The 12,154-nt window shown below is 33.1% G+C and carries 11 protein-coding genes; 8 read left to right on the top strand and 3 right to left on the bottom strand.

All coding sequences use genetic code 11. The annotated features are described in order from the left end of the window. Positions 1 to 7 precede the first annotated feature (7 nt). A complete protein-coding gene (locus ACM55F_RS13650) occupies positions 8 to 490 on the top strand; it encodes a dihydrofolate reductase (protein WP_416854362.1) in 483 nt (160 codons plus the stop codon). A gap of 53 nt (positions 491 to 543) precedes the next feature. Here the strand turns inward: ACM55F_RS13650 and ACM55F_RS13645 are convergent, their stop codons facing one another. Then, the gene (locus ACM55F_RS13645; protein ID WP_416854361.1) at positions 544 to 861 is read right to left on the bottom strand and encodes a hypothetical protein; all 318 of its coding nucleotides are present in this window, start codon (positions 859 to 861) and stop codon (positions 544 to 546) included. Positions 862 to 1,068: 207 nt separating this feature from the next. Here ACM55F_RS13645 and ubiE point away from each other — a divergent pair, with 207 nt between their 5' ends. Together ubiE and porT are read left to right on the top strand one after the other, a co-directional pair. Continuing rightward, the gene (gene ubiE, locus ACM55F_RS13640; protein ID WP_416854360.1) at positions 1,069 to 1,800 is read left to right on the top strand and encodes a bifunctional demethylmenaquinone methyltransferase/2-methoxy-6-polyprenyl-1,4-benzoquinol methylase UbiE; all 732 of its coding nucleotides are present in this window, start codon (positions 1,069 to 1,071) and stop codon (positions 1,798 to 1,800) included. Position 1,801: 1 nt separating this feature from the next. After that, entirely contained in the window at positions 1,802 to 2,506 is a 705-nt protein-coding gene (gene porT, locus ACM55F_RS13635; protein WP_416854359.1) for a type IX secretion/gliding motility protein PorT/SprT, read from the top strand. Positions 2,507 to 2,528: 22 nt separating this feature from the next. On the opposite strand, the gene ACM55F_RS13630 is transcribed toward porT, so the two are convergent. Next, positions 2,529 to 3,257 (bottom strand): TrmH family RNA methyltransferase, encoded by a 729-nt coding sequence (locus ACM55F_RS13630; protein WP_416854358.1) that lies wholly within the window; start codon positions 3,255 to 3,257, stop codon positions 2,529 to 2,531. A gap of 37 nt (positions 3,258 to 3,294) precedes the next feature. Between ACM55F_RS13630 and tamL the strand changes: the two genes are divergently transcribed. The 3 genes from tamL to accD all read left to right on the top strand — a co-directional run bounded on the left by tamL (position 3,295) and on the right by accD (position 7,944). Then, complete coding sequence (tamL, locus tag ACM55F_RS13625; protein ID WP_416854357.1) at positions 3,295 to 5,859, top strand: translocation and assembly module lipoprotein TamL; 2,565 nt, start codon at positions 3,295 to 3,297, stop codon at positions 5,857 to 5,859. A gap of 59 nt (positions 5,860 to 5,918) precedes the next feature. Continuing rightward, positions 5,919 to 6,986, top strand: coding sequence for a class II fructose-bisphosphate aldolase (gene fbaA / locus ACM55F_RS13620; protein WP_416854356.1), 1,068 nt, complete (start codon positions 5,919 to 5,921; stop codon positions 6,984 to 6,986). 103 nt (positions 6,987 to 7,089) lie between these two features. Further along, positions 7,090 to 7,944 (top strand): acetyl-CoA carboxylase, carboxyltransferase subunit beta, encoded by an 855-nt coding sequence (gene accD, locus ACM55F_RS13615; RefSeq protein WP_416854355.1) that lies wholly within the window; start codon positions 7,090 to 7,092, stop codon positions 7,942 to 7,944. 151 nt (positions 7,945 to 8,095) lie between these two features. On the opposite strand, the gene ACM55F_RS13610 is transcribed toward accD, so the two are convergent. Then, on the bottom strand, positions 8,096 to 9,346 hold the full coding sequence (locus tag ACM55F_RS13610; RefSeq protein ID WP_416854354.1) for an ABC transporter permease: 1,251 nt from the start codon (positions 9,344 to 9,346) through the stop codon (positions 8,096 to 8,098). A 164-nt stretch (positions 9,347 to 9,510) separates the two neighbouring features. Here ACM55F_RS13610 and purH point away from each other — a divergent pair, with 164 nt between their 5' ends. Both purH and ACM55F_RS13600 read left to right on the top strand, forming a co-directional pair. After that, on the top strand, positions 9,511 to 11,037 hold the full coding sequence (gene purH, locus ACM55F_RS13605) for a bifunctional phosphoribosylaminoimidazolecarboxamide formyltransferase/IMP cyclohydrolase (protein ID WP_416854353.1): 1,527 nt from the start codon (positions 9,511 to 9,513) through the stop codon (positions 11,035 to 11,037). 53 nt (positions 11,038 to 11,090) lie between these two features. Beyond that, entirely contained in the window at positions 11,091 to 12,119 is a 1,029-nt protein-coding gene (locus ACM55F_RS13600; protein WP_416854352.1) for a rod shape-determining protein, read from the top strand. The last annotated feature ends 35 nt before the right edge of the window (positions 12,120 to 12,154 follow it).

Raw genomic sequence — 12,154 nt, 5'->3', positions numbered from 1 at the left:
GAGAACTATGATAGTAATGATTGCGGCTGTTGCCGAAAATAATGCGCTTGGAAAAAACAATGAATTAGTATGGCATCTTCCAAATGATTTCAAAAGATTTAAAACACTTACTTCCGGACATTATATCATAATGGGACGGAAAACTTTTGAAAGCTTCCCAAAACCATTACCTAATCGAACCCATATTGTGATATCCCGACAGGAAGGATACCAGCCCGAAGGTTGTATCATTGTAGGAAGCATAGAAAAAGCATTAGAGATTTGTCCTAGAAATGAAACCATTTATATTATTGGAGGAGGTGAAATTTATAATTTAGGGCTTCCTTTTACAGATAAGGTTGAGATTACAAGAGTTCATCATAGTTTTGAAGCTGACGCTTTTTTTCCTGAAATCAATCTTGAAGAATGGGAAATAACGGCATCCGAATTTAATGAAAAAGATGAAAAACACCTTTACGATTATACGTATCAGACCTATCTTAGAAAATAAAAAAACATCCCGAAATGGGATGTTTTTTATTTAACAATGACAAGGGAAATGACCTATTCTAAAAACAGTATTTGATAACTCAAAATAAAAATAACAACTACTAATAACATTCCAGAAATGAAGATAATAGCATTTGATGATTTTTGAGAGTACATTTCAAAAAAGCCTTTAATACCAAATACCACGAAGGTACTAAAGACAAAGAAAATCAAAATTTCCAAAAACAAATTTAATCCTAAGAACGTGTTTTGCGTTTTAAACATAGCGCTATTTTGTAAAATAGCACTTTCAAAACTGCTTACAAGAACAAATGATATAGTTAACGCAAAAAACAACCATTTGATTTGGGTCATTGAATCCCTATTAATCATTGAAAAATATTTTAAAATATTATATTGTAAAATTCAACAATAAAAACATTCGTTGCAATACCCACTTTTAGTGATATTTAAGTTTTTTTGAAATCATTTTTCGAAAGCAAAAACCATCCATTTTTTTGATTAAAAGAAAATTTACTCTAATTCTGAAACTGATTTTTAGTTTGTGCAGTTTGTATTATATTTGTGAAAATTAAAAAAATGTCAAAAAATATAACACCCTATAAAAATTCAACTTTAGGCAAAAAAGAACAGGTTGCTAAAATGTTTGACACTATATCTGGAAATTATGACAATCTCAATCGTGTCATTTCATTTGGCATTGATATAAAATGGCGTAAAAAAGTTCTGAAAATCGTTGCCAAATCTAATCCAAAAATAATTCTGGATATTGCAACAGGAACTGGCGACTTGGCTATTTTAATGGCACAAACCAATGCTGAAAAAATTATTGGGCTAGATATATCTGCAGGAATGCTTGAAGTAGGCAAGAAAAAAATTGCCGCAAAGAACATGTCTGACACTATTGAAATGATTTTAGGCGACTCTGAAAACATGCCGTTTGAGGATAACTATTTTGACGCCATCACAGTTGCATTTGGCGTTAGAAATTTTGAAACACTAGAAAAAGGTTTGTCCGAAATTTTAAGGGTTTTAAAACCAAATGGTGTTTTTGTAATTTTAGAAACCTCAGTACCGGAAAAAACTCCGTATAAACAAGGTTATACTTTTTACAGTAAAAACATACTCCCTCTTATAGGAAAACTATTTTCTAAAGACAATGTAGCGTATGGCTATTTATCTGAATCTTCCGCCGCATTTCCTTACGGTGAAGCATTGAACAATATTTTGAGAAAAATTGGGTTTATAGATGTTGTAGCGATGCCACAAACATTTGGCGTAGCTACCATTTACTCTGCTTCTAAAAAATAAGATGAAAAAAATAGTTGTTTTAGTTTTACTAACTTTTACTCTGAATGGATTTGCTCAGTTTACTAAAAACATGTTTAGCAAGGATCCAATCATTAACCTTGAGAATTTTCAGAATAAAAGACTTTATTTTGGATATTTTTTGGGATTCAATTCTTACGATTTTAAAATTGACTATAAAAACGCTGAACCTGACATCCAAGTTAAAAAAACAACGGGCTTTAATGTGGGAATTGTTGGTGATTTAAAACTTCATCAATATATCAGTTTACGATTCGAACCGGGTTTGTTTTACACTAAAAGAGATTTAAGCTTTCCTGGTTTTACAACAAAAGCCGATGCGCTGAGAGAAGTCAACAGCACATACATTCATTTGCCTTTATTATTAAAATTTTTGTCTCTTAGAACTGGAAATATTCGCCCTTACCTTGTAGGAGGATTGTCGACGACTTTAAATTTATCGAGCAATTCAAAATCAGTAGACGATAATGCCGAACAACGCTTTAGAGTAAAACCTTGGACTACAAATTACGAAATGGGTTTGGGAATCGATTTCTTTTCCCCTTATTTTATATTTTCCCCTTCCATAAGAGGTGTTTTTGGCCTTAAAGACGAACTAATTAGAGACAATGACCCAAACAGTCCTTGGACCAGCGACATTGAATCCATAAAATCCAGAGCTGTTTTTATCAATTTTACTTTTCATTAAAATCAATTACTACTCTTATTTTTTAGGAATTTCTTCTGAATTCACTGAGAATAATAGCAGTTGCAGTTGCCACATTCAAGCTTTCGGTCTTTTGAATTTCTCCAAAACGAGGAATTGTAAGCCTGTTTTGAACCAGTTTTTCAATTTCTGCTGAAATTCCATTGGCTTCATTTCCCATGATAATTATTCCCGCCTGAGGCAAACTGGTTTTGTAAATATTCACACCATCCATAAAAGTACCAAAAACCGGTAATTGGGTTTTAGAAATAAAAGCGTTCAAATCCGTGTAACTCACATTAACCCGTGCAATTGAACCCATTGTAGCTTGGACCACTTTTGGATTATAAATATCAACTGTTTCCTTCGAACACACTAATTGATGAATTCCAAACCAGTCACACAATCGCAAAATCGTTCCTAAATTTCCGGGATCTCGAATACTATCAAGAGCGAGAATCAATCCGGATTCCATCATTTTTTTCTCAACCGGCATTTTAAAAACCGCCAGGCAGGAATTTGGCGATGAAAGAGCACTTATTTTTTTCAAATCACTATCATCAATAACCGTTTTTTTGGAACTTAAAACTTCCTCAAAATCGTTTTGAGTACTATACAGATGTTCCAGTTCAAAATTTGACTGCAATAATTCCTGAATTACTTTTACCCCTTCGGCAAAAAATAATTTATTGGCCACCCTATATTTTTTTTGCTGTAAACTCGTTATAAGTTTTATTTGGTTTTTACTAACCATAAAATAATGTACTTTTGAATTAAATATTTTATAACACTTGAAAAAGATTTCCACAAAAATAACAGCATTTATTCTAATTGCAACATTAATCTGTGCATGTAACGCTGTAAAAAGAGTTCCGCAAGGCAAACACTTGCTTACTAAAAATGAAGTTTTAGTAAATAACAAAGCCACAAAAGAAGAAATTATTTTCAATCAATTGTATCAAAAACCAAATAGCACCCTATTATTGGGTTTTCGTTTGCGATTAAATTTGTATAATTTGGCTAATCTGAATCCTGACTCCACTTATCAGGCCAAGTTTGCCAATAATCCTGAAAAATACAAAAGGCAATCAAATTGGCTATCAGCAAAACAAGTCGACCGACTTGGAAAATCTTTTTTGTATCATGGAATTCATGATTTTCTAAAAAGAACTGGTGAAGCTCCTGTAATAATTGACAATTCAAAAATTGACAAATCGATATTACGATTAAAATATTATTACTTTAATATTGGTTTCTTTAATGTTAAAGCGAACTACACCATAGATACTTTAAGCGTTAAAAAAGCCAAAATAAAATATGCAATAACTACACTTGAGCCTTTTACTTTAGACTCATTAAAAACAACTATTTTGACTCCAGCATTGGATTCATTATATGAAATAAACAAATCTAAGACCCTAATTATATCCGGAGATCAATATAAAACAGCCAATTTTGAGGATGAAAAAAACAGAATCACCACTAACTTCAGAAACAATGGCGCCTATTATTTTCAGCCTAATTACATCACTTTTGATCTAGATACCATTAAAAAAGTAAATAAAGCAGATGTAAATTTAATCATCAATAATTATTCTTACCAACAACAAGACTCCACAAGAACAGAGCCTTTCAAGTTATATAAAATAAGTGACGTAAACATTTACACCGATTATTTACCCAATGGTGGCAATCAAAAAATTACGGATAGCATTTCTTACAATAACTTTAATTTGTATGGTCGCGAAAAAATAAAATACAAACCTCGCGCCATAACGAATGCCATTTTTATTACAAAAGGAACGCTATTTGCAGATTTTAAAACAGTCTTAACAACCCGATATCTGAATAATCTTAAAATTTTCAATTATCCAACCATACAATACGAAGTCGACAAAAGAGATACAACAGCGCAGTCATTGATTGCAAAAGTATATTTAACCCCGAGAAAAAAGTATAGTTTTGGGACCACCCTTGATGTTACGCATTCAAACATACAAGATATTGGTATTGGACTAAGCGCTTCAGAAACTATCAGAAATGTATTTAACGGCGCCGAAACATTAGAAATTGCTGCTCGTGGAAACATAGGATCTTCAAAAGATTTAGCAAATCCAAATAATAACTTTTTTAATGTTTCAGAATACGGACTAGATTTAAAACTTAGCTTCCCAAGAATTTTCATGCCTTTTGAAACTGAAAAAATCATTCCTAAAAGCATGATTCCTTCCACTCTTATTACTGCGGGTTTTGCCAAGCAAAGAAATATTGGGCTGGACAAGGAAAATTTTACCGGAGCGTTATCTTATAATTGGACACCAAAAAGGAACAATACTGCTCGTTTTGATCTTTTCAATGCGCAATTTGTACGCAATCTTAATCCACAAAATTATTTCAATGTCTATAGGTCATCCTACAATGCTTTGAATGATCTTGGGAAAACATACAATACAAATCCACTCTATTTTAATAATACCATTGATAGAGATTTAATAATCGAAGATGGAACATTAGGATTCACTAATGATGTTTTGAACGGAAATACTTCATTAATACCATCGGATGAAAATTATAAAAACGTAAAAAGCATTGAAGAACGACGAATTAGACTTACTGAGAATGATTTTATTCTAGCGACAAGTTATAGTTTTTCTAAAACTACCAAAATAGACCTGTTGGACAATAATTTTTACCTCTTCAGAACAAAAATTGAATCTGCCGGGACTTTATTATCATTAGTTTCGAAAACAGCAAGTTTGCCTAAAAATCCAGATAACAATTACGAAATATTCAATTTAGAATATTCCGAATATATAAAAACAGAGTTCGACTATATCAAACACTGGGATCTGACAAAAGAGAAAGTTTTTGCTGTTAGAACGTTCTTTGGAATAGCCATTCCTTTTGGAAATTCGGACAACGTACCCTTTTCGAGAAGTTATTTTTCTGGTGGTTCGAACGATAACAGAGCATGGCAACCTTATAGTCTAGGCCCAGGAAGTAGTGGCGCTTCTAATGATTTTAACGAAGCAAATATGAAAATAGCCCTAAGTGGTGAATTTAGATTTAAAGTATTAGGCAGTCTGAAAGGAGCCCTTTTTGTAGATGCAGGAAATATTTGGAATGTGCTTGATAATGTGGAAGATGAAAAGGCAACATTTAAAAATCTAAACGACTTAAAAGACATTGCAATAGGCTCTGGATTTGGGTTGCGATACGATTTAAGTTTTTTTGTAATCCGATTTGATTTAGGGTTTAAAACCTACAATCCGGCCAATGAAACTGGCAAACGATGGTTTAGTGAATACAATTTTGGACACTCTGTTTTAAATTTTGGAATAAATTATCCCTTCTAATGCTAATTAATTCTTATTTTTGCAAACTAAAAACTAAAAAATAACTAAAAAGAATTACAATGGCACACAACATAAAACCAGGCGTAGCTACAGGAGATCAGGTACAGGAAATTTTTAACTATGCTAAAGAAAAAGGATTTGCATTACCGGCTGTAAATGTTACGGGATCAAATACCATCAATGGTGTTCTTGAAACAGCAGCAAAATTAAACGCGCCAGTTATCATCCAATTTTCTAATGGTGGAGCACAATTTAATGCTGGGAAAGGACTTTCAAATGCAGGTGAAAAAGCAGCTATCGCTGGTGGAATTGCTGGAGCATTACACATTCACACTTTGGCGGAAGCTTACGGAGCAACTGTAATTTTACATACTGACCATTGTGCAAAAAAATTATTGCCTTGGATTGATGGACTATTAGATGCTTCAGAAAAACATTTTGCTGCAACAGGAAAACCATTATTCTCTTCTCACATGATTGATTTATCTGAAGAGCCTATCGAAGAAAACATCGAAATTTGCAAAGGTTATTTAGAAAGAATGAGCAAAATGGGAATGACATTGGAAATCGAGCTTGGAATCACAGGTGGTGAAGAAGATGGTGTTGACAACTCTGATGTAGACAGCTCAAAATTATATACACAACCTGAAGAAGTAGCTTATGCTTACGAAGAACTTTCTAAAGTAAGCCCAAAATTCACAATTGCTGCTGCTTTTGGTAACGTTCATGGAGTTTACAAACCAGGAAATGTAAAATTAACTCCAAAAATCTTAAAAAATTCTCAAGATTTTGTACAAAATAAATTCAACACAGGATCTAATCCAGTAGATTTCGTTTTCCATGGTGGTTCAGGTTCTACTCTTGAAGAAATCAGAGAAGGTATCAGCTACGGTGTAATAAAAATGAATATCGATACTGATTTACAATTTGCATTTACTGAAGGGATTCGTGATTACATGGTTAAAAATATCGACTATTTGAAAACTCAAATTGGAAACCCAGAAGGTTCTGATGTTCCAAACAAAAAATATTACGATCCAAGAAAATGGCTACGTGAAAGCGAAGTTACTTTCAACACAAGACTTGAGCAAGCATTTGCTGACTTAAACAATGTGAATACACTATAATAAAATTAAGTTTAAAGTTTTCAAATCCCGATGTAACTATCGGGATTTGAAATCTAAACCATAAACTTTCGGAACGGATTACTGAACACTGAATACTAGAAAAATGGCTTGGTTTAAAAGAAAAGAAAAAGGGATTACTACTGCTACCGAAGACAAGATGGATATCCCAAAAGGGCTTTGGTACAAATCTCCAACTGGAAAAATTATTGATGCCGATGAACTAGCTCGTAACTTATTTGTAAGTCCCGAAGATGGTTTTCATGTTAGAATTGGAAGTGCCGAATATTTCCAAATTTTATTTGACAACAATGAATTTGTTGAATTAGATAAAAATATGACCTCTAAAGATCCTTTGCATTTTGTTGATACAAAAAAGTATGCAGATCGTTTAAAAGATGTTATGGAAAAAACCAAACTTAAGGATGCAGTGCGTACTGGAGTTGGAAAATCCAAAGGAAAAGATGTAGTGATTTGCTGTATGGACTTCGCCTTCATTGGTGGTTCTATGGGAGCTGTAGTGGGAGAGAAAATCGCAAGAGGAATCGATCATGCAATTCAAAACAAATTACCATTTGTAATGATTTCAAAATCTGGCGGAGCAAGAATGATGGAAGCTGCTTATTCTTTGATGCAGTTAGCCAAAACATCCGTTAAACTGGCGCAACTTGCTGAAGCAAAACTGCCTTATATTTCGTTGTGTACAGATCCGACAACAGGCGGAACAACTGCTTCCTATGCAATGCTGGGAGACATTAACATTTCTGAACCAGGAGCATTGATTGGATTTGCAGGACCAAGAGTAGTAAGAGACACCACTGGTAAAGATTTACCGGAAGGCTTTCAAACTGCGGAATTTCTTCTTGAACATGGTTTCTTAGACTTTATAACACCTAGAAAAGAATTGAAGGACAAAATTAACTTGTACATCGATTTGATTCAAAACAACAATATTAGATAAATGAAAATCCCGATTAATCGGGATTTTTTATGCAATCTAAACTTTTCTTTTTAAGAAAAAACAAATCAAAAACGGCTTTCAAATAATTTTTGAAAGCCGTTTTCATATAAATTTGGATTCTTTTTCGAAACGATTAAATGAATTTAAAACCTTACATCCCAGTTCTAATCGCTTCTACAGGATCTAGTTTTGAAGCCGCAATTGCAGGCAAGATACCTGAAATCAAACCAATCAAAGCAGCCAGTCCAGTTCCCAAGAGAATATTCCTCATACCCAAAACAAATTCAAAATCTAATACTTTTGTTAAAACCACCGAAATTATCCAAACTAATAAAAGTCCAATTATTCCACCAATTACAGAGAGTATAATAGCTTCAAATAAAAACTGAAACAATATAAATCTATTTTTCGCACCCAATGATTTCTGAATTCCTATTAAATTGGTACGCTCTTTAACCGAAACAAACATGATGTTGGCAATCCCAAACCCTCCTACAAGTAGAGAAAACCCACTAATAATCCAGCCTACAACATTCATTTGACCTAAAATACCATCTATAAAATCTGTAAAACCTGAAAATACATTTATAAAAAAATTGTCAATTTCACCCGCTTTCAATCCTCTATAACTTCTTAATTTTTGAGATATTTCACTTTTATAAGCTTCCATATCAACCCCGCTCTCTGGCTTAAAAATGATTACGTTTGTCAATGAAGTATTATTATCTCCATATAGTTGACGAACAAAATTTACCGGAATAAAAGCGGAAGTATCATTACTATCTCCAAACAATCCGGCTCCTTCTTTCTTCAAAACACCAATTACAGTAAAACGTTTACCGTATAAACGAACATTTTTACCTATCGGCTCAGATGTATCAAATAATGATTTTGCAATTTCATTTCCTAAAACAACAACCGTAGACCCAGAATTAGCTTCAGACTCATTATAAAACCTTCCTTTATCAAATTCCAAGCCTTGAATATCTATAAACTCATGGGAAACCGGAACAATATTAACATCACTTACCGTTTTTGAATCATATTTTATAGATTCCCTTCTGGTAAATATTTGATATCCCATTTGGGCAGTATTAGTCATTACCCCTTTCATATAAGTATACTCATCATACTTTACATTTGGAAACTGTTCTCTTTTCCATTGCGGAATATCAGAAGGTCCAAAAGAAAATTTCATTAGATAAATAGTATTTTTATCAAGGCTGCTTAAATCTTTGGTGATTTTTCTATCTAAAGAATCTACGGCAGCAAGTACCGCTATTATTGAAAATATACCAATAGTTACACCTAATAAAGAAAGTAAAGTCCTTAATTTATTGTTCCGCAAAGCATTCATTGCGAAACCGAAACTTTCTTTTAATAATCGAAGATAGACTAACATAAAATCTTTTTTGCGTTAAGGTAAAATTCTATATATATTTTTCAAAAACCTAATAAAACCACACCTATCAATTGGTATATTTTTTTAGGATAATGTTACACAAATTCATTGAATTTTATAATCAAAAAAAAACTATTTTTGCACTTTATAATTATAACTACACAATGAACACGACAAAAACAATTCAATCTGCATTAATTTCGGTATTTTCAAAAGAAGGTCTTGAACCAATTGTAAGAAAACTACATGCACAAAATGTAACACTTTATTCTACTGGAGGAACCGAAGATTTTATAAAAAATTTAGGAATCCCTGTTGTTCCTGTTGAAGATGTTACTTCTTACCCTTCCATCCTAGGTGGTAGAGTTAAAACATTACATCCAAAAGTTTTTGGAGGAATTCTAAATCGCCAGGACAATGATAGTGATGTACAACAAATGCAAGAGTTCAATATCCCGCAAATTGATTTAGTGATTGTTGATTTGTACCCATTCGAAAAAACTGTTGCTTCAGGAGCAAGTGAAGAAGATATTATTGAAAAAATAGATATTGGCGGAATATCTTTGATTCGTGCTGCTGCAAAAAACTTTAAAGATACCGTGATAGTGGCATCGGTTGATGAATACAGTTTGCTTTTAGATTTAATTACAGATCAAAATGGAGCTACTACTCTTTCAGACAGGAAATTATTGGCTACAAAAGCATTTCACGTTTCATCACATTACGATACTGCAATTTTCAATTATTTCAATACTGACGAAACAATTTACAAGCAAAGCATTGCTAACGGCCAAGTATTAAGATACGGTGAAAACCCACATCAAAAAGGATTTTTCTTTGGTGATTTTGATGCAATGTTTAAAAAAGTTCACGGAAAAGAATTATCATATAACAATTTATTAGATGTAGATGCTGCCGTTAATTTAATCAATGAATTTAAAAATGACGGTCCAACTTTTGCTATATTAAAACACAATAACGCTTGTGGTCTTGCTACAAGAAATACTATTAGCGAAGCTTACTTAGCAGCCTTAGCTTGTGATCCAACTTCTGCTTTTGGAGGTGTTTTGATTTCCAACACAAAAATTGATGTAGCAACTGCCGCAGAGATAAACAAATTATTTTGCGAAGTGGTCATTGCACCTGAATATGATACTGAAGCTACAGCCATTTTACAAGAGAAGAAAAATAGAATTATATTAGTTCAAAACGAAGTAGCTTTACCACAAAAACAAGTACGAACTTGCTTGAACGGAATTTTAGTTCAAGAAAGAAATAACATAACCGACAATAAAGAAGACTTAAGAACCGTTACTACAATAGCTCCCACTGAACAAGAAGTTCAGGATTTATTATTTGCTTCTAAAATTTGTAAAAACACAAAATCAAATACGATAGTTTTTGCCAAAAATGGTACACTTATTGCATCAGGAACTGGACAGACATCAAGAGTTGATGCGTTGTTACAAGCAATAGAAAAAGCAAATAATTTTCATTTTGATTTGCATGGAGCCGTGATGGCAAGTGACGCTTTTTTCCCTTTCCCTGATTGTGTACAAATAGCTAAAGAAGCAGGGGTAACTGCTGTAATTCAGCCTGGAGGATCAATAAAAGACGAATTGAGTATAAATTATTGTAATGAAAATAAAGTTGCAATGGTATTTACAGGAACTCGTCATTTTAAACATTAATTTGTTTAACTTTGCCCGTCACAAATTTATAACTTTTAACCCTTAAAAAACTTATGGGATTTTTTGATTTCATGACCGAGGATATTGCGATAGACCTTGGTACAGCTAACACTTTAATCATACATAATGATAAAGTCGTAATTGATTGTCCATCAATAGTTGCCCGAGATAGAGTTTCGGGTAAAATCATCGCTGTCGGTAAAGAAGCCAACATGATGCAGGGTAAAACACATGAAAACATTAAGACGATAAGACCGTTGAAAGATGGTGTAATTGCTGATTTCGATGCTTCCGAGAAAATGATTAGTATGTTTATAAAAAGCATACCCGCATTAAAGAAAAGAATGTTTACTCCTGCATTAAGAATGGTTGTCTGTATTCCTTCCGGTATTACCGAAGTGGAAATGAGAGCCGTTAAAGAATCTTGCGAAAGAGTAAATGGAAAGGAAGTCTATTTAATACACGAGCCTATGGCAGCAGCTATTGGTATTGGAATCGACATTATGCAACCTAAAGGAAACATGATTGTAGATATCGGTGGTGGAACAACTGAAATTGCTGTAATTGCATTGGGCGGAATTGTATGTGACAAATCGGTGAAAATTGCCGGTGATGTATTTACAAATGACATTGTCTATTACATGCGTACCCAACACAATCTTTTTGTTGGAGAAAGTACTGCTGAGAAAATAAAAATCCAAATTGGAGCAGCTATTGAAGATTTAGAAACTCCTCCGGAAGACATGTCAGTTCAGGGAAGAGATTTACTTACCGGTAAACCAAAACAAGTAGAGGTTTCGTACCGTGAAATTGCAAAAGCATTAGACAAATCAATTCAAAGAATTGAAGATGCTGTAATGGAAACACTATCTCAAACTCCTCCAGAATTAGCAGCAGACATTTACAATACAGGGATTTATCTTGCAGGTGGCGGATCTATGTTGAGAGGCCTTGATAAAAGAATTTCACAAAAAACAGATTTACCTGTTTACATTGCTGAAGATCCATTAAGAGCAGTAGTTCGAGGAACTGGTATGGCACTAAAAAACATTACAAAATTTAAAAGTATCTTGATAAAATAAGGTCTTATTGACAATTTAAATATCGCTTTATAATC

It is taken from the genome of Flavobacterium melibiosi (genome assembly GCF_048158545.1).
Classification (GTDB): domain Bacteria; phylum Bacteroidota; class Bacteroidia; order Flavobacteriales; family Flavobacteriaceae; genus Flavobacterium; species Flavobacterium melibiosi.
Note: the sequence above shows the minus strand (reverse complement) of the source record. Positions and strands in the feature narration are given on the sequence as shown.